General features: G+C 60.0%; 12 protein-coding genes and 1 pseudogene. 7 read left to right on the top strand and 6 right to left on the bottom strand.

The window, feature by feature from the left end:
• Window positions 1–34 precede the first annotated feature (34 nt).
• Window positions 35–1,678, top strand: a complete 1,644-nt coding sequence (locus tag MUG94_RS11370; RefSeq protein WP_247098812.1) for a hypothetical protein — start codon at window positions 35–37, stop codon at window positions 1,676–1,678.
• A 107-nt stretch (window positions 1,679–1,785) separates the two neighbouring features.
• A complete protein-coding gene (locus MUG94_RS11365; protein WP_227908236.1) occupies window positions 1,786–3,195 on the top strand; it encodes a hypothetical protein in 1,410 nt (469 codons plus the stop codon).
• A 26-nt stretch (window positions 3,196–3,221) separates the two neighbouring features.
• Here MUG94_RS11365 and MUG94_RS11360 read toward each other — a convergent pair whose 3' ends face one another.
• The 3 genes from MUG94_RS11360 to MUG94_RS11350 form a co-directional block, all read right to left on the bottom strand.
• Entirely contained in the window at window positions 3,222–4,871 is a 1,650-nt protein-coding gene (locus tag MUG94_RS11360) for a DUF6270 domain-containing protein (protein ID WP_227908237.1), read from the bottom strand.
• A 30-nt stretch (window positions 4,872–4,901) separates the two neighbouring features.
• Window positions 4,902–6,044 carry a non-hydrolyzing UDP-N-acetylglucosamine 2-epimerase gene (wecB, locus tag MUG94_RS11355; protein WP_227908238.1) on the bottom strand — a complete coding sequence of 381 codons (1,143 nt, stop codon included), beginning with the start codon at window positions 6,042–6,044 and terminating at the stop codon, window positions 4,902–4,904.
• Between the two features lie 127 nt (window positions 6,045–6,171).
• Window positions 6,172–6,420, bottom strand: coding sequence for a hypothetical protein (locus tag MUG94_RS11350; protein WP_247098811.1), 249 nt, complete (start codon window positions 6,418–6,420; stop codon window positions 6,172–6,174).
• A 172-nt stretch (window positions 6,421–6,592) separates the two neighbouring features.
• Between MUG94_RS11350 and MUG94_RS11345 the strand changes: the two genes are divergently transcribed.
• The 3 genes from MUG94_RS11345 to rsmD all read left to right on the top strand — a co-directional run bounded on the left by MUG94_RS11345 (window position 6,593) and on the right by rsmD (window position 10,472).
• The gene (locus MUG94_RS11345; protein ID WP_227890321.1) at window positions 6,593–7,564 is read left to right on the top strand and encodes a DAK2 domain-containing protein; all 972 of its coding nucleotides are present in this window, start codon (window positions 6,593–6,595) and stop codon (window positions 7,562–7,564) included.
• Entirely contained in the window at window positions 7,554–9,770 is a 2,217-nt protein-coding gene (recG, locus tag MUG94_RS11340) for an ATP-dependent DNA helicase RecG (RefSeq protein WP_227908239.1), read from the top strand. The genes MUG94_RS11345 and recG overlap by 11 nt, the downstream gene beginning before the upstream one ends.
• Window positions 9,771–9,851: 81 nt before the next feature.
• Window positions 9,852–10,472, top strand: a complete 621-nt coding sequence (gene rsmD / locus MUG94_RS11335) for a 16S rRNA (guanine(966)-N(2))-methyltransferase RsmD (RefSeq protein ID WP_227908240.1) — start codon at window positions 9,852–9,854, stop codon at window positions 10,470–10,472.
• Here rsmD and MUG94_RS11330 read toward each other — a convergent pair.
• Window positions 10,469–11,272, bottom strand: coding sequence for a spermidine synthase (locus MUG94_RS11330; protein ID WP_227908241.1), 804 nt, complete (start codon window positions 11,270–11,272; stop codon window positions 10,469–10,471). The two genes, rsmD and MUG94_RS11330, sit on opposite strands and share 4 nt — an antisense overlap.
• Complete coding sequence (locus MUG94_RS11325; RefSeq protein WP_227908242.1) at window positions 11,272–12,516, bottom strand: aminotransferase class I/II-fold pyridoxal phosphate-dependent enzyme; 1,245 nt, start codon at window positions 12,514–12,516, stop codon at window positions 11,272–11,274. The genes MUG94_RS11330 and MUG94_RS11325 overlap by 1 nt, the downstream gene beginning before the upstream one ends.
• Before the next feature lie 40 nt (window positions 12,517–12,556).
• Here MUG94_RS11325 and coaD point away from each other — a divergent pair, with 40 nt between their 5' ends.
• Window positions 12,557–13,036 carry a pantetheine-phosphate adenylyltransferase gene (gene coaD, locus MUG94_RS11320; RefSeq protein WP_227890256.1) on the top strand — a complete coding sequence of 160 codons (480 nt, stop codon included), beginning with the start codon at window positions 12,557–12,559 and terminating at the stop codon, window positions 13,034–13,036.
• 91 nt (window positions 13,037–13,127) lie between these two features.
• Window positions 13,128–14,098 (top strand): annotated as a pseudogene (locus MUG94_RS17345) (IS481 family transposase).
• A 91-nt stretch (window positions 14,099–14,189) separates the two neighbouring features.
• Here MUG94_RS17345 and MUG94_RS11310 read toward each other — a convergent pair.
• Complete coding sequence (locus MUG94_RS11310) at window positions 14,190–17,270, bottom strand: glycosyltransferase (protein ID WP_227908243.1); 3,081 nt, start codon at window positions 17,268–17,270, stop codon at window positions 14,190–14,192.
• Window positions 17,271–18,715: the final 1,445 nt, after the last annotated feature.

Genomic DNA, 18,715 nt, shown 5'->3' with positions numbered 1-18,715 from the left:
CAGGACTGAACTCGGAAAATTCTCCTGCTCCCTCGTGGGCAATGCAATCTACGGCAACGAAGCTCTCTTATCTGCTTCGCAACTAGTATCTGCGATAGAGCAATCTGGGAGTGTAGACCGTTTCGTCGACTCGTGGGGGCGGCGGGCCAAGAACCCCAGCGCGAGCATCATAGCTGATCATTCCGGCGGACGAGTATTGGTGCTGCCGGATCCTTTGGGCGGGTGCATCGTCTTTACTTATGAGTCTGGCGGAACCAAATTTGTCTCACCTGACTTGGAAAGTTTGGTCAAGGCAGCCGATTCACGCGGGTTGAAACCCAAAAAAAGTCTCACCTACCAACTTGAACGCAGTGTCATAGGAAACGGTGGTTTGACGCCCGCAAGCTACGCCGGTGTCGAGGCTCTGCAGATGATGGATTATTTCCAACTAGATCTCGGAGGCAGCGGCTCTCTTTCCTACCCGGTGAAACGGGAATTTCTCTCCCCGGGTTCTTCCTACTCAGCAGTATTGGACGACTACAGGCACGATATTTTGGAGTCCCTGGAGGCCATCGCCGCGATAGATGAGTATAGAATTGCTCATCTTACCGGCGGTTTTGATTCCAGACTCGTACTGGCCGGGATCATGAACGGGCAACTTGAGTCACGCTTTCGGTACTTCTGCTCAGGGCCCGTGGGTACGGTGGACCGTGACACGGCAGACGGGCTCGCTGCTTCGCTGGGAATCATAAGGACTCACGATGCCGGGCTAAGCATGGCTACACCCGGTTCCGTGGAGGAAAAGTTCCTTGCCCCCATGACTAATTCCGCTGGGCTCACCAGTTCAGGGCCCCTGGGAGGCGAAGAATATTCCGGACGTGTTGTTGCAGGTGGTGGGTACGGGGGACTCCTGCGATCCGTATACTCAACATACGTGTCGAGCAGTCTCGATCAAATTGCCCCCGATCTGATCGCAGAGAAACTATGGGGAGCCACAGCGATGGCCACCGACGGGCTCATGACGCAGTCTTCCAAAGAGGGAATCGTTGCGCGGCTCGGCGAATCCCTCCGTGAATTAAAGGACGATGGATACGAGGATGACTATCTCGCTGATGCCTTTTATCTAACTGGGCGTAATCGGTACCATTTTGGTCAGACGTCCATGCTCTGGAGTAAAGTCGGCCGTCGATACGACCCGCTGTATTCCCTCCACGGACCTCGCTTGGCAAGAATGCTTCCTGTCAACTCTCGTAAAACTAACGTTGCAGGGTTTGATGTCATGGCTTCGATGCAGCCTGACCTTCTTGCCTACCCATTCGATAAGTACCGCTTCGGGGGTGAATACGGCAATCTGCGCCGAATTCCAGCGGTTAAATCTTTTGTTTCGAGTTCGGCCAAGTTTGAGAGTCACGCGGCTAAGGCGCGGGGTCCAGTTGCGGCGGTCGTTGACCCGGAACTCCGTCAGAAGCATGTGGTCCTTTCACGAAAATTAAAAGTAAATTTCTGGCAAATTGAATCGATGGCAGCTACCCAGGCTGGACTTGCTGATCTACTGCGCGACCTCGATATCTCGGATTTGGGGGAGGCGGTCAACCCGGATTATGTGCGTCTTCTAGCAAAGCGACCGCTGAGAACACGGCCTCAGATACGGCACTTATACGCTGTGTATTCCATGCTGCTGTGGTACACCAAGCCGTGATCTCAAACCGATTTGTCAATCGGATTCGTTGCAATCAGCCCCGTCTCTCGACGCGAGTATCAAAAATTCTAGGTCCGCTTCTTACTCGCCTCGCGGACCGGCTGCCTATGGGCCAGCCGGTCGTGCGCCTGTCCGAAGCATACGAAAGACCAAACGGCCGCCATGCTTCCGAGTTGGAATTCGAGTATGAAGGCAACGGAGTCGGAACGTCCACATTGGGGGTCCGCCGAAGCTCGTATAGAGACTATTACAGGATTCTTGGAGGACGTCAGTTCTCCGGCACGCTTGAAGCAAGATGGGCGCCTGCAGGGACTAATCGCTTTGAGGTTCATGGCCAACTCATCGCCGCGTTCGAAGGTAACCGTAGAGTTGCCGAGCTTGAAGTTACTTCGGATGGTCCGTCAACGATCCGTCTCGTGGCAAGTGGGAATGAGCGCCCCTATCCGCAAATTAGAGTCGCGGGGGGTGCTGGTGGTGTATCGATAAACGTCCGGCGTTCACAGTTTCAACTCGTTGAACGGAGCGTGGGACGCGAAGACCTCGGTTGGATGTCCTGGCAGAACATTGTCCACCTCAATTATCTGCTAGACGTTCCCCAAACTGCGGCAGGTCGCAAGAATCTGGTTGTTGTATTCTCTTCATTGGGCAGGGAGTATGACTTCACCTACAACTACAGATCCGCATTGCAGGGAAGCGATTCTTATCGACTTTTTTTGCTGGATGACTTCGGTATGCGGGGCTCGTATTACTTTTCCAACCATAGGGACCTGACAATCCATCGGGAGGTCCAAAAGTTTCTCACTGAAATTATCGAAAAACTTGGAGTTGCGATGGACCGAGTGACTTTTGCAGGGTCATCAAAAGGCGGTACCGGCGCTTTGATTCACGGCGTTGGCCTAGGGGTGGGAAAAATTATCGTAGGTGCACCGCAGGTGTTTCCCGGCAGCTACCTCCAAGATAGTGCCCCGGCGGTCTTGGAATTCATTGCGGGTGGCCGGGATAGCGGCGCGAAGAAATGGCTGGACAACGCGGTGGTATCGAGAATAAGCCGCCCGCCGGCTGAAACCTCAGTGCGGATTCTTGTTGGAGAGAAAGACCATCACTGGAAGCGACATATTCGACCCTTGCTCGAGTTGGTGGATTCCCATGATTCAGACTTTCAGGCTCTGACTCTGCCAGACCTTACTCACAGCGATATTGGGTCCGTGTATCGCCACTATTTGAGAAACGTCGTCGATCAGAAACCTCGTTCTCGAACTGAGGATGTCCTTCCGCATGTAATTGAGAACGTTGAGGGGAACCTTTTGCGGATCAAAGTTTGGAAGCCGAAAGGTGAGCTTATCTCATGCCATTTATACCAGGGCTCCAAGTTAGTTGGAAAAAAGGCATACTCAAAGCGTGAGGAATTTACTTTTTCTGTCGTTCCGGGTGATGAAGTACGATTTAGGATCTTCCGGAGGTGCCCCGGTGAGAATCGCCCCTTCGCTTGGTTCTATTCGAAATCCATCAGCGTGTGACGTTTATGGCCAGGCACCAGCGTGACCTATGAGACGGTACGGTAGGTTCGGGTCAAGGAAGATTCCGGGAAGTTATCCCAAGATAGTAGCGGTTGATTCCACCCGGAGACAGCGATGTCGACAAAATCGAGTAGCACCTCACGGTAGGGCATATTGTGACCTTCGGCAAAGTGCTCCATTACCACTGAGACGTTTCCAGTGGAGGAAACCCCGGTCTCTGCCGGCAATCCGTTCCTTGCAGCATAGGGGGAAAGGTGCTTTTCTACGTGCAGGGTATCGTTATCGTTCTGCACGTAGATAATCTGATTGGCTGCAGGCGTGACGACGCGTGTGACGTCAACACGGGTTCCGAAGGATGCCAATTGGGTTCGGTCATTCAACTCCGGGAACAGTGTTTTTTGATACTTATCTACTGATTTATGCCAATAGTTCCGGATGATTGTTTGTGGATTGAAGACCAAAGCGCGAGATCCAGGAACCTTGGCGGCTAGAGATAAGGACGCGAAGCCTCCTCCCGATCCCCCCATAAAGACTATTTTGGTAGCACCCAGTTCCCCTGCCGCCTTCCGAACTAAATCTGCATAGCGGGAAGTCAGGTCATCTGCCGCGTTTCCGGTGAACCAGGCGAGTTCGAAGTCGCGATCTCCCTCAAGGGCGGTGTCGCTTAGGAAGATTCTGTTCTCATCGCGGGCGGCAAGTGTAGCCATCCACTCGAACCGGGGGAGGGTGTACTTGGAACGGGGGAGGGCTCCGTGGCTAATGACCAAAAGTGTGTCCGAACCCGTGTTTTCTACCAGAAGCCGTGCTGGAAAGACCTCTGTTTTTTTCGTGCGGGGACGAATCAGGTGTTCGGTTCGTCCTGGCGCTCCGAAGTTGGCGTGTTGGGGAGATGTCCAGATCTTGATCTCAGTCTTATGCTGTTCATCCCAATTCCAGCCCGGGGTGCCGGTCGAGCGTCCCGTCTCGGCAAGGCTCTGGTGGAGCCGCTGTGCTACGGAGTGATAGACCGTGTCGTGAAAGTTGAACGGGGCCGGACCAAACCGGTGGTCGGCTGCCGATACCGTCTTGCTCTCTGAGAGAATCTGAACGCCGAGGTCTGCAAGATGCCTGTGATAGCGCTCAAAGTGAGAATTTGCTTCCGAGGGTGACAGGCCATAGGAGAGGGCGATGTCATTGCCCCTCTCATCATGGGATGCCCAAGGAATATCCAGAAGGACGGTCTTCTCCAGCAGATTTTGCTCTTTGAGGAAGCTGACGAACTCATTGCTAGCCTGCTGCCACAGAGCGAAGTGTTCGTCCGATCCAAAGACTATTACGGTGGTTTCGCGAGGCAATGATAGGTGCGCGGCAGTTAGCTGCGGGGAACGGGTTACGTAGGTTGAGTTCCCAGTCCCCACTACGCCGAAGCGTTCATCGTTGATGTCCCAGATCAAAAGGTCAGTGGCTTCTGCCTGCTGGCGGATGCGTTCCATAAGCGACGCTTGAATGTCTTCTCGGACTACACGGTCGATGCGGGAGCCTGCATTATCGGCCGTCTGGTTGAGATCCAGGCTCGCGCCGTTCATGGCACTGATCAGGGATTGCCGACCGATGTGTCCGAGTGGGTGGACTGAGCCGAGGCTGTAAGTATGGACTAATTCCCATGCAGCTCCGGAGCCATATGTGATGACGTTCACAGGGCCAGCATTCTTCGACACGGCTCGGGGCTAGCTGGCGAAGTCCGAAACACGCTCACCAAGGCCGAGCAACTGCTCGATGGCGGCAACCGTACGCTCGGCAGCTTTGCCGTCACCGTAGGGGTTCACGGCATTGGCCATGGAATCGAAGTACGCCTGGTCATTCAGCAGCCGGTCCACTTCCGAGACAATGCGGTCCTCGTCCGTGCCGATCAGCTTGACCGTGCCGGCAACAACGGCTTCGGGACGCTCGGTGTTCTCACGCATCACCAGCACAGGCTTGCCGAGGCTCGGGGCTTCTTCCTGAACTCCGCCGGAGTCGGTCAGGACCACGTGCGAGAGGGAGAGCATGCGGGTGAACTCGCCGTAGGCGAGCGGCTCCGTGACCACGATATTGTCGATGCCTTCGATGAACGGCATGACGGCGTCGCGCACCACGGGGTTTTTGTGCAGGGGGAGCACGATGGTCAGCTCAGGTTCGGCAGCGGCGATCCGGGCCAGTGCCCGGCCGACGCCGCGCATGGCCTCGCCCTGGTTCTCGCGGCGGTGGGTGGTGGAGAGCAGGATGCGTCGGTCGGCTGCGGCAAGTTCTTCCAGCTTCGGGTCGGTGAACGGGATTTCCTTGTCCACCGTCATGAACAGGGCGTCAATGACGCTGTTGCCGGAGACAACAATGTCTTCCGCGGTGACGTTTTCCGCGAGGAGGTTGTCTCGGCTGGTGGTGGTGGGAGCCAGGTGCAGACTGGCGATCTGGGAGGTCATCTTGCGGTTGGCTTCTTCGGGGAACGGCGAGAAGAGATCATGGCTACGCAGCCCTGCCTCTACATGGACTACCGGAATCCCATGGTAGAAGGCCGCAATGGCGCCGGCGGTGGACGTGGTGGTGTCTCCTTGGACAATCACGGCGTCCGGCTTGTTGACGCTGAACAGCTTGTCCAAGCCATCGATGGTCTTTGTGAGGATTCCGTTCAGGGTCTGTCCGGGGGCGAAAATATTCAGGTCGTGGTCCGGAACGATGTCAAAGAGGCTGTTCACCTGATCCAGCATCGATCGGTGCTGTCCGGTGACCGTTACGAAACAGTCCAGGGTTTTCGATTCCTGAAGGGCCGCCACGATGGGAGCCATCTTGATGGCCTCGGGACGAGTTCCATAAATTGGCATGATGACTGGCATGAGATTCCCCTACAAAACCTTGACAAAAAGGACCGCTAACTGGGTCGAGTCTAGCGGAACCGTGAAATTGGAAAAGTCTTAAGAGTAGGGCCGTGAGTAATTGGGCCGCGCTTTCGAGCCTTGCTACTTAGCCGAAGAACACTAGAAGCGCGATAAGTGTGGGAACCGTCAGGCACACAAGTGTGGTCAAGGTCACAGCAATGAGACGCTTCTTCCGGTAGGACCTTTCCTTTTCGGACAGATGTCCGCGGCGAACCTTCGACGGCTTCGGTGCTCCGTCAACCCGCTTCCCGGTGCCGGCCTCCGGCTCCGCTGCAAGGGGCGCATCGCTCATGTGTCTCGCCGCGGCAATATCCGCGTACCGCTTGTTGGCCATCCCTCAACTTTCCCACATTTATGCAAATCGTTATCGGCGCCGCCAAGGTGCCTGCGGTAGAGTTCCTACTGACCAAACCGGCACGCAGGCAATGACGCCGCGAGCCGAATCAAGGCGCCAGCACGGAAACGGGATCACTTTGCAGACCAAAATCACCGCGAACGCACAAGCGCTGAAGCGATGGTTGAGCAACGCTGAAGTGTCCCTGGGCAACCACAGTGACCGGCTGAACGCGATCAACATTTTCCCGGTGGCCGACGGCGACACCGGCACCAACCTGTATCTCACGCTTCGTTCCGCCTCCCGCGCCATCGCCGACGTCGACACCACGGACATCGGCGAGCTGCTGGGCATCGCCGGCCGCGCGGCCATGGAGGACGCCAAGGGCAACTCCGGCACACTGCTCTCCGTGTTCCTGACGGCCATGGCCGAACCGCTGCAGGGCAGCACCCGCCTCTCAGCGCCCCTGCTGGCCACGGCTCTGCACCGTGCTCAGCTGCGCTCCTGGTCCGTCCTGAGCGACCCTGTGCCCGGCACCATGCTCTCGGTCCTGGAAGAAGCGGCCCGCGCCGCCATGGACGAGGAAGCCGCACAGTCCGGCGATGACAGCAACGTAGGCCTGGCCGCCACCCTGCGAGCCGTCATGAATGCCGCACTCGCCGCCGTCGTCAACACCGAACTCCAGCTGGACGCCCTGACGCAGGCCCGGGTGGTGGATGCCGGGGGAGTCGGCTTCCTGCTGGTGCTGGATGCGCTGCGCGCGTCGGCCCTGGGCGAGGAACTGCAGGAAGAGCTGCTGGACGGGTTGCACGGCTATGACGTGCAGGCCCCGCACATCCACAGCGCCATGCCCCGGATGGAGGGCGTGGAAGTCATGTGCACCATCACGCTGAGCCCGCTGGATGCCGCCACACTCCGCCTGCAGCTGGACGAGGTGGGAGACTCGGTGATCATGAGTGCCGTCAACGCCGTGGGGGAAGGGTACCGCTGGCGGGTGCACGTCCACACGCCCGACGCGGGCACCGCCATCGACCTGCTGCGCACCGTGGGTGAGCCCATGAATCTGACCGTCACTGAACTGTCCGCCGACGGCCACGAAACCAAGGAAATCGTCAGCGAAATCCATGAGGCCCATGAAGTCTAACGTTCCGCCGGAACTGGATTTCCCGCTCGAACGGCGCATCGGCAAGCCCTCCGCCACCAAGCTTGAGAAACACCTGGGCCTGAAAACCGTCGGCGACCTGCTGCACCATTTTCCGCGGCGCTACCTCGAGCGCGGGGAGCTCACGCCCATCGCCGAAATCCCCTTTGACGAGGACGTCACCCTCATTGCCCGGGTGCAGAGCGCCAACGCCCGGCGCATGCAGACCCGCAAGGGTACCCTGCTCGAAGTTGTGGTCACCGATGACGCCTCGGGCGCCCTGGGCCAGCTGCACCTGACCTTCTTCAACGGCTGGAACGCACAGAAGGAACTCACCGTGGGCACCCGCGCCATGTTCTCCGGCAAGGTGGGCGTTTACAAGCAGCAGCTCACGCTGACCAACCCCAACTACGTGGTGCTCGACGACGAGGCCGACGACGAGGAAATCGCCAAGCGGCCCATCCCCGTCTATCCCGCCACCGCCAAGCTCAACAGCTGGGACATCAAGAAGGCAGTGGACATGCTGCTGGACACCATGCAGACCGAACAGCTGCACGATCCCATCCCGGAGCCCATCCGGAACACGGAGCACTTGCTGGGCTTGGCCGAGGCCTACGAGAAGATTCACCGCCCGGCGGAAATCGGCGAGGCGTACAAGGCCCGCCACCGGTTCCGCTACCAGGAGGCCCTCGTCCTGCAGACGGCGCTGGCCCGGCGCCGCAGCTTCGCCGCCCAGGAAGACGCCACCGCGCGCCCGCCTAAGCCCGGCCGGCTGCTGGACAAGTTCGACGCCGCCCTGCCGTTCACACTCACCGACGGCCAGTTTGCCGTCGGCCGTGAGCTCGCCGACGATTTGGCCCGCCCGCATCCGATGAACCGGCTGTTGCAGGGCGAGGTGGGCTCCGGCAAAACCCTGGTGGCCCTACGCGCGATGCTCCAGGTGATCGACGCCGGCGGCCAGGCCGCGCTGCTGGCTCCCACCGAGGTGCTCGCCGCCCAGCACTACGAATCCATCACCAAGACCCTCGGTCCCCTGGGCCAGGGCGGCCGCCTGGGAAGCGACGACGACGCCACCCGGGTCACGCTGTTGACCGGCTCCATGGACACCGGCGGCCGCCGAGCCGCCCTGCTGGATGCCGCAAGCGGCGCCGCCGGCATTGTGATCGGCACCCATGCCCTGCTCTCGGAACACGTGCAGTTCGCGGACCTGGGGCTCGTCGTCGTGGACGAACAGCACCGGTTCGGCGTCGAACAGCGCGATGTGCTGCGCACCAAGGGCCGCAGCACCCCGCACCTGCTGGTCATGACCGCCACACCCATTCCGCGGACCGTGGCCATGACCGTTTTCGGCGACCTGGAAGTTTCCACGCTGACCGAGCTGCCCGCCGGCCGCGCCCCCATCTCCACCTACATGGCGCCGCTGGCGGAAAAGCCGGCCTGGGGACGGCGCATCTGGGAGCGCGCCCGGGAGGAAATCGACGCCGGGCGGCAGGTGTACGTGGTGTGTCCCAAGATCGGGGACAAGGAAGAAGAAGCGGGAGCCGATCTGGCCCTGCTGGACTACGGAGCGCCCCCGGGCAAAGCCAACAAACCGAATCTGGCATCTGTCGAGGAAATGTACCAGCAGCTCTCCGAGGTGCCGGCGCTCGCCGGGGTGCGGATCGGAGTGCTGCACGGGCGGCTGGATCCCGTGGAGAAGACCGAAACCATGGCGGCGTTCACCCGCGGCGACATTGACCTGCTGATTTCCACCACGGTCATCGAAGTGGGCGTGGACGTCCACAACGCGTCCCTCATGGTGATCATGGACGCCGACCGGTTCGGCATCTCCCAGCTGCACCAGCTGCGCGGTCGGGTGGGCCGCGGCGGCCTGCCCGGCACCTGCCTGCTGGTCACCCGGCTGGAACCCGGGCATCCCAGCCGGGAACGCCTGGAAGCCGTGGCGGCAACCACCGACGGGTTTGAGCTCTCCCGGCGGGACCTGGAGCTGCGCCGTGAAGGTGACATCCTGGGCGCCTCGCAGTCCGGCGGGCGTTCCACGCTGAAGCTGCTGCGGGCGATCCAGGATGAGCCGCTGATCGAAAAGGCCCGTGCCGCAGCCTCGGCCCTGGTGGCGGAGGATCCGGACCTGACGGAGCACCCGGCGCTCAACGAGGCGATCGAGGACTACCTGAACCCGGAGAAGGAAGCCTTCCTGGACCGCGGCTGAGCCGCCTGGCACCGGGCATCGGGCTCGGCGGCGGTCTCGCCCGCGGCCGGGGGACCGGCCAAAGGCCGATAAAGTGAACCCATGAGCCGCATCATTGCCGGAACTGCCGGCGGAACCTCCCTGACCAGTGTTCCCGGAACAGGAACCCGCCCCACCACGGACCGCGTGAAGGAAGCACTGTTCTCCCGGCTGGAGTCCTACGACGTCCTCTCCGGGGCGCGCGTGCTGGACCTCTTTGCCGGTTCCGGCGCCCTGGGCGTGGAAAGCGCCAGCCGCGGCGCCGTCTCCGTGGACCTGGTGGAGCTGGCCGACAAGGCCGCCGGCACCTGCAAACAGAACGCCAAGCTGATCAACGACGCCGCAGGGCGGTCCGTGGTCAACGTGCACCGTGCCAAGGCTGACACCTACCTGCTGCGCGTGCCCGCCGACGTCACCTGGGACGTGGTCTTCCTGGATCCGCCCTATGACCTGGACGAAGAGGACCTGAACTCCGTGCTGCGTGCCCTGCCGCGGCACTTGGCCGAGGGCGCCGTCGTCGTCCTGGAGCGCTCCACCCGCTCACCGGAACCGGTGTGGCCGGCGGGGATGGAACGCTTCAGTGAACGCAAGTACGGGGAGACCACGCTGTGGTTCGCCGAGCCGGCGCAGGCCGAGGGTGAAGAAGCCGACGACGCCGGGGCCTCCTCAGAGCCGAACGGCTAGGAACCCGACGCGAAGACGTCCAGCCGTTCGCCGGTCAGGACATCGGCAGGATGCGGGCCCGCGGCGAGCAGCTGTGCGGTCCACTCCTCGGGCCAGGGGAACGCGGCGGCGGCCAGGACAATGTTGCCCGGAAAGCGGCCGGTGAACATGGACTTCTCGGCCAGTGCCGCGAGCCCGGCGCCGGGAATGCCTGCCATGCCGTCCTGCAGGGCGCGGACCTGCCGCCGGCAAAACGCCAGCCCGGGGTCATCGCCCACGTTCACCAGCAGCACCCCGGAGGGGGAGAGCAGGGCTGCGGCCTCGGCGTAAAACTCCGGGGTGGTCAGATGCTCCGGGGCGTCCGCACCGGCAAAAACATCCAGCACAATCGCGTCGAAGGACCCCGGCTCCCAGCGGGACAGGGCGTCGCGGGCGTCCCCAATGACGGTCTCCAGGACGGTGCCCTCCGGCAGCGGCAGATGCGCCAGGACGAAGTCCAGCAGCTCCCGCTCGAGCTCCACGGCAGCCTGCTCCGAACCGGGTCGCGTGGCCTGGAGATAGCGGGTAAGGGTCAGCGCGCCGGCGCCTAGATGCAGGGTCCGCAGCGGCTGCCCGGAGGGGGCGGCCAGGTCCAGCACGTTTCCGATCCGGCGCAGGTACTCGTAGAAGATCTCCTCGGGGTGGGCCAGATTCACATGCGACTGCTCCGCGCCGCCGATGCTCAGCACCCAGGCTCCTGGAGTGAAACCGTCCTCGGTAATGGTGGCGTGGGCGCCGATGCCGCGCAGCAGCCGGGACGGGGTCTTGTCCTGAGCCCCCATCAGAGCACCTGCCCCAACTTCGAGATGCGCTCGGCCGCTTCCTGCAGCACTTCAGCTTTCTTGCAGAACGCGAACCGCAGCAGTGAGCGGGTCCGGCGGGCGCCGTCGTCGTGGCAGAAGACCGCCACCGGAATGGCGCCCACCCCCACCAGTTCCGGGAGCCGGCGGGCTAGCGCGGTGGCGTCGGTGATCCCCAGGGGTGCGACGTCGGCATTCACAAAGTAGGTGCCCTGCGGCTCAAAGACGGTCAGCCCCGCGGCCCGCAGTCCCTCGCTGAGGACGTCTCGCTTGGCCTGCAGGGTTTTGGCGATGCCGGTGAAGAACTCGTCCTCCATGCCCAGACCCAGAGCGATGGCGCCTTGGAACGGGGTGCCGGAGCTGTAGCTGAGGAAGGATTTCACGGCACGGACGGCAGCCACCAGGTCCGCGGGACCGGAAAGCCAGCCGATTTTCCAGCCGGTGAAGGAGAAGGTTTTGCCCGCCGAGGAAATCGTCAGGGTGCGCTCCGCTGCCCCGGGCAGGGTGGCCACCGGAACATGCCGGGGACCGAAAGTGAGGTGCTCGTACACCTCGTCGGTGACGATCACAGCGTTGTACTTGGCGGCGAGTTCCACGATCCGCTGCAGGGTTTCGGCCGGAAAGACGGCGCCGGTGGGATTGTGCGGATTGTTCACCAGCACCACGCGGGTGCGCTCCGAGAAGGAATCTTCCAGGGTGGCCAAATCCGGCTGGAAGTCCGGAGCCCGCAGCGGTGCGGTGGTGTGGGTGGCGCCGCTGAGACCGATCACGGCACCGTAGGAGTCGTAGAACGGTTCGAAGGTCAGGACCTCATCGCCCGGACCGGTGAGTGCGAGCAGGGCTGCGGCAATGGCTTCGGTGGCGCCGGTGCTGACAATGATCTGGGTGTCCGGATCCAGGGACAGGCCGTAGAAGCGCTCCTGATGGGCGGCGACGGCGTGGCGCAGCACCGGCAGGCCCTGACCCGGAGCGTACTGGTTGGCTCCGGCGCTGATCGCCTCGCGGGCAGCTTCCCGAATGACCGCCGGACCGTCCTCATCGGGGAAACCCTGGCCCAGGTTGATGGCGTTGTGCCGGCCGGACAGGAGAGTGATCTCCTCGAAAATGGTCACGCCCAGTGCACCGTCCGCCCCGAGCAGGTTGGCGCCCGCGGCGGTGCGCTGCCAGGGCGGAGGGACCGAGGCGGAGTCGGAGCGGAGAAGACTGGTGCGGTCGGGTGAACTCATGCCTTCCAGTATTCACGCTCGAACCGGGTAGATTCGACCTATGCGACGCGCGGTATGCCCCGGATCCTATGACCCCATCCACAACGGACACGTGGAGGTGATCGCGCGGGCTGCCAGCCTGTTCGACGAAGTCCTCGTTGCCGTGTCCACGAATTACGCCAAAAAATACCGGTTTTCCGGGCCGGAACGGCTGGCCATGGCCCGTGAGACGCTCGGCGGCCTGCGCGGCGTGTCGGTGGTGCCGATGGGGGAGGGCCTGCTGGCGGACTTCTGCCGGGAGCACGGCGTCAACGCCATTGTGAAGGGCCTGCGGTCGGTGCAGGACTACCAGTACGAACTGCCGATGGCCGTCATGAACCGTCACCTGACCGGCGTCGAAACCGTCTTTCTCCCTGCCGAAAGCCGCTACACTCACCTGTCCTCCACCCTGATCAAGGAAGTTTCCTCCCTGGGCGGTGACGTTTCGGAACTCGTGCCACGGGCCGCGTACCGGCGGCTGTACCAGGAACAGGGCGCTTAGCTTTACTGAGACAGGACGTTAGTTACACGGGAAATAGATGAAGACCTCTTAGATTTGGTGGTTACCACACACCCAGAACTAGGAGGCCTTCATGTCTCACCGTAATCCCAGACGGGCTCCTGCCAGACGATTGATCTTGGTCCAGCGCGTCACCGCAGGCCGGCCGGTGGCCCACGTCGCCAAAGAAATGGGCATTTCCCGGCCCAGCGCCTGCCGATGGGTGAACCGCTACAAAGTTGATGGCCTGCCCGGTCTGGAAGACTGTTCTTCCCGACCCAAAAGCTCCCCGCACGCCACCAGCCCGGAGACAACCGCCGAAGTCATCCAAGCCCGTACGGAGCACCGGACCGGATCTGGCAGCACGCACCGAGCTCGGCGCCCGCACGATCTCTCGGATCCTTGCCAGCGCCGCGATGCCCAACGTCTGGGATCTGGACCCGCTCACCGGAATCCGGATTCGTGCCGCACCTGCCACTAACCGCAGGTATGAACGCGACGCTCCTGGAGACATGTCCACATTGATGTGAAGAACTCGGGAGAATCCCCGACGGAGGCGGCTGGCGGGCAGACCCGAATCAATCGGCCCGCAACCACAACATCGGTCACCAGAAAGTCGGTTTCGACTACGTCCATGTTGCCGTGGATGATCACTCCCGGCTCGCTTTCGTCGAAGTCCATCCGGGTGAGAAAGGTGCCACCTGCGCCGGGTTCCTCGCCTGGGCGGCAGCATTCATGGCCTCCCACGGTGCCCCTGTGAAACAGGTCATGACCGGTAACGCGTTCGCCTACCGGCTCTCCAAAGATTTCCAGTCCGTGCTGGCCGGTTTGGAGCCAAGCACATCCTGATCAGACCCCGCCCTCCTTGGCAGAACGGTAAAGCCGAACGGTTCAACCGGACCCTGCAGGAAGGTTGGGCCTACCGGCAGGTTTTCACCTCGAACCAGGTGCGCATCGATGCCTGCCACCGTGGTTAGACTTCTACAACCGTCCCTCCCGCAGGGCAGCCTCGGAGGCAAAGCACCCGTCACTCGGTGTGATCAACTCCTGTCTGAGTACACCTAGCGGCCTGCCGTAGAGCCCGGTGAGTGAGAGTTCAGTCCTCACTCACCGGGCTGCACGAAATCCGGTTGGAACGGGTCCTCGGATTTCGGATTTAGACCACTAGCGCGCGCGGCATGGAGAGAGAGCTTCGCCAGACTTCAACATCGCGTAGAAGTTCTTCGGCGCGGGCATCAAATGAATGAAGTTTGCCCACTTCCTGAGCTTGGATAAATCGTTCCTCGGCCGTACCAAAAGCGGACAACCCGTCCGGACTACAAAGCCATCGAAGTTCATCTACGGACTTGTAAACTTGTACCATGCTTCCGAAAACGTCGTGGAGGCCAGTCACTTCGTCACTTACCACGGGCGTTCCACACGCGACGGCATCAAATATTCGGTTCTGAATAAACCCCTGTTCTGCCATCTCAGGCCAATGATCCGCCAGTACGCGTTTTGATGAACGGTAGAAGTCGCCGAGGTCTTCGTTTCTTATACCCTCTGCCTCAAGCATGCGGGGTTCGAGTACGTTTTCCCACCCATGTCCCACAATCCGCAAATCTACGCCGGAACGCAGAGCATCACTAATTACAGGCCGGCTTCGGTTGGGGGTGTTAGCACCAACGAATGTAGTCGGACGCCATCGATTCTTTGACTCCGGTGAGGCCATATGGAAGCGCGTGACGTCGGTGGCCTGCAAGAGCGGTTTCACCTCCCGCCCGCTGAGTGCTGACATCTTTGTAGCCCAGGTGTGGGATGAGGCATAAACGAGGTCAAAGGCTCGTATTTCCTCTATCGTCACAAGTTCCGGATGGCTTATGACCCAGAGAACATTGACAGCACCGGGAATTGGGTAGACCATATCGAGCCCTCTGATAACAAGATTAACGTCATCAAAAACTTGGCTTCGGTCCATATTGTGACCATGTCGGTAGCTAACCACCTCCCGGCCCTGACGGCGGAGTGAACCTGCCAGTGATCCGACATAGTGGGTATCACCCCACCGGTCTCCCGCGTCCCCGCCGGTTGAAGCGTACCGGATCCCCCAGCGTTCGAGTTGAGCTGCCTGAGAGCGCACGACGACGGGACGAGGGGCTGGGATCAAATGATTGTCTCCACCAATGTGCGCGAGGCTGAAACCCGAACGCTCATACTTGTCAGCCTCAGAGCAGGGGAGAAGCCCGTTCCAGCGTTGCATGAAGGAGCGCCGGTTTGCAGCGATGTTCATTCCACGACCAGGAGTCTTGCTCTCAAAATGCGTGACCTTCGACGCGGGCTCAACCTCAAAGTGTCCGCCGAGATCTCGAATGCCTCGCAGGCAGAGGTCAATATCCTCCATGCCGTTGATGAAAAACGGATCGAAGCCCTGAAGACGTGCTATGTCACTCGTCCTCCACACCATGCAGGCTCCCGTGATAGCGGAAAAATGCTCTTGGCCCGCGGCGTGAGCATCTTCCATTGGGTGGTTGGCGAGGAAATGACCCGGAAGCGCGTTTTCGGCCATAAAAATCGTACCGGCCGTCTGGATCGAGTCGTCGGGGTACTGCAACAGCGGCTGAACAGCTAGAACAGCAGGATCTTTCAGCCGATCAACAAGCGGTTGCAACCAGCCCTCGCGCACGACAGTGTCGTTGTTTAGAAAACATGTGTACTCGCCTGTCCCCAGGTACGCACCATAATTCGACCCAATGCTAAAGTTTAGGTTTCGAGGCAATCGAACATACTGAACCCTTGGGTTCCCGTGGAATAATTGGCCTAGGGCAGCGCTGTAGTAGTAAGCGGACCCGTTGTCGACTATGACGACTTCAACATCCATGTCCCCTGAACACTCTAGGACGCTATGCACTGCACGTGCTGTCATCGACCAGTCTTGGTAAACAGGTATGGAAATAGTTACCCGCCCGGGAACGGACGCTCGGTTCCTCATCTTCTCCCAGTCAACGAGGTTCTTTCCCAGAACGACCCACTGCCATGCATCAGATTCGGTTGTCGTGATTCGGTCGGTTTCATTGCGATCATCGAAGTATCGGCATCCAATAAAGGGCAGGAGCACGGGTTCCGTAACACTAGCTAAACGAATAGCAAAGTCATGATCAACCCAGCGCTTTAGAGATTCGTCAAACCCGCCAACTGTGCGGGCCAGCTCGCGTTCCACAGTTAAAACATTGAGATCAATATGATTGATGATCATCAAATCTTCAATAGAGCCCGCATGTGCTCTATAGGTGACATTGCCTGCGTTGTGCAGCTCAAGCCCGGCGTACACAGCGCGTGCACCTGACTCCATTGCTCCTTTTACCGAAAGTTCCAGATAATCTGAGGGCCACAAATTGTCTGTATCTAAGAAGGAAACCCATATACCGTTCGCCTGCTGTAATCCAAGATTGCGTGCGGCGCATACACCCTGATGACGAGCCTGGATAAGCTTAACTCTTTTGTCTGCCTCCGCGAGAAGCCGAACAACTTCGCAGGTAGAGTCGGTTGAACCATCGTCAACGACGATCAGTTCCCAATTTTCAATGGACTGACGCTGAACAGATCTTATCGCTTGTGCGATGACGTCAGATCGGTCCCAAGCGGGCATGATGACGCTTACTAACGGCTCACTCTCCGAAACCTCAGGAAGAAGCACGCCATTAACCCGCCGGCGCCATACTCTTTCCTTATCCGAGTCCCATGTCGTCGTGAGTCGGGGACGGGATTTGAATGTTTGGACCTTGATCGTGTCCACAACAGTCTTCCAAGAGCGACAAAGATTGCCCCATAGTAGATCGCCAAATTTGGTTTCTACTACGAAGTCATCTGAAGCATGCTCGATAAGCCATCCAAGTGTTCCACCTGGATGATTTATCGCGTCAACAGACAACAATATATCGGGCTTTGCAAGCATGCTTTGTGGTGAAAGGAGTGGGCCGATTGCGGGCTGTAGATTGAGAGGCTTTCTAAACCATTTCATCACAGCCTTAAACTTTCCCTGTTTCCATTCCTGGCGCAGGTGAGATGGCCACGACCTGCAGTCCATCAGGGGATGCGGTGACATCTCCTTCGACATACCATATTTGAGAAAATCTTCCCCAGCCGCGAGATCGTTCGAAAAGTAACGGTCACTCTGAGCGGAATACCAGTAGCGGTTGAATATTCCCGACTCGATTAGAAGATCAAGATCGGACATGTGATCGAAGGTGGTGGAGGTCACCGGCTACCTTTCAGTGTGAACAGTGCAACGTCATACACTAGCAAAGGACCTTGCAGTGATTTTCGAAGATCCAGAGTCTCAGGTTGGGTTGGCAGCACATCTACGCAAGCTGGGTGCACCTGCACCTGCCCCTGCACCTGCTCCTGCAGCTGCCCACGTCTCGTCTAGGAGCAGGCCGGGCGTCGGGGCTGCTGAACATATTGGGGTGGCACGCTCGCTGAAAGCATGACCATAGCTATGACGCGTTGGCTTAGGACCAGGTCGCCTGCTGATAGGGATCCCGCGGTGGTCCAATAACGGTGGACGCTCTTAGTGGAAAGCGCCGCGGTCAAGCCTAGGGCTGGTAAACCACGCCCGCTCGAGTCGGTGTGCGGATTCGGCTGAGTCGCCCAAGTCAATGTTGTCCCGCTCTGCCTGAGGCTCTTAGGCGCGCCGATGCCCGGGTCTGATGCCGCAGACCCGGTTCCGGGCCTCGGATGGGCCGGCGTGATGAAGGCTTGCCGTAGCGTTGTGGTGATGTCTCCACATGCCTGCTGACTTGCTGGCTGATCGGGGGTGGCAGGAGGCGGCATGGAGGTGAAAGTGGCTCTCGAAGCGCAGAGGCTCCTAGTTGAGGGGACCATCGCATATTTCAGTGCCCCAGGGCAGCGTATGCGGCATGGATGGTCCGGGTTCAGGGATAATAGTCGCGTCTCTGGCGTCGGCTGCGGTGCCTTTGAAGGTAAGCGATCCAGCGCGCCGCCGGGTTCTAAAACTCGCCTATTGGTGCTCCGACTGTGAGGGTGCCCGCTACAAGCAGCGCGCCGATCGTCGGGCTCGTTGTAGCACGACCCTGATCCCCACCAGAACGGCGACAACAGTGGCGACAACAGTAAGGACATCACGGACATTTGCTTCGTCGTTCCGCGGCCGGACGTGTCGTGTCTACTTCCTACCCACGCACCGCGGACCGCCCATCTGACTCGGTGTTGCGGCTCTGGCACAGCGAGTTTTCGTAAGGGTAGAAGCTCCTGGCCCTTCGCCGGCAGGGCGACGAAACCGCATCCCGGGCTGAGGCTCTCTTGGGGGACCCTCTCTGTGAACGCGACCTCAATCAGGTACCAGATACGAAAAAGGGGAACTCGAGATCCCGCCAAACTCGGTCTAGCCAGCATCATCGGCCGACCTATGCAGTTTGAGGCGAGTCGCTGCAGTGATCTGCGGCCTTGAGCAGTGGCCCCGCAGCACACCTCGCTCCTGCGAGCTGAATAGATAATATCCAACTAGTTGCTTCCGTACGACGTTGGGCCCAGACTGGACTGCCTTCCAAGCAACCTACCAAGGACACATTGGGTCTGTCGCAGACCCCTTCATCAAACCGCCGTCGTTGCATACGGTCTACGCGGCACATAGGCCGGAAGTATCATCGGACAGACTCTCAGCGATTTGCCTCCGCGACTCGCGTT

The organism is Arthrobacter gengyunqii (genome assembly GCF_023022985.1).
GTDB lineage: Bacteria > Actinomycetota > Actinomycetes > Actinomycetales > Micrococcaceae > Arthrobacter_B > Arthrobacter_B gengyunqii.
This window is presented reverse-complemented; position numbering and strand designations above follow the sequence as displayed.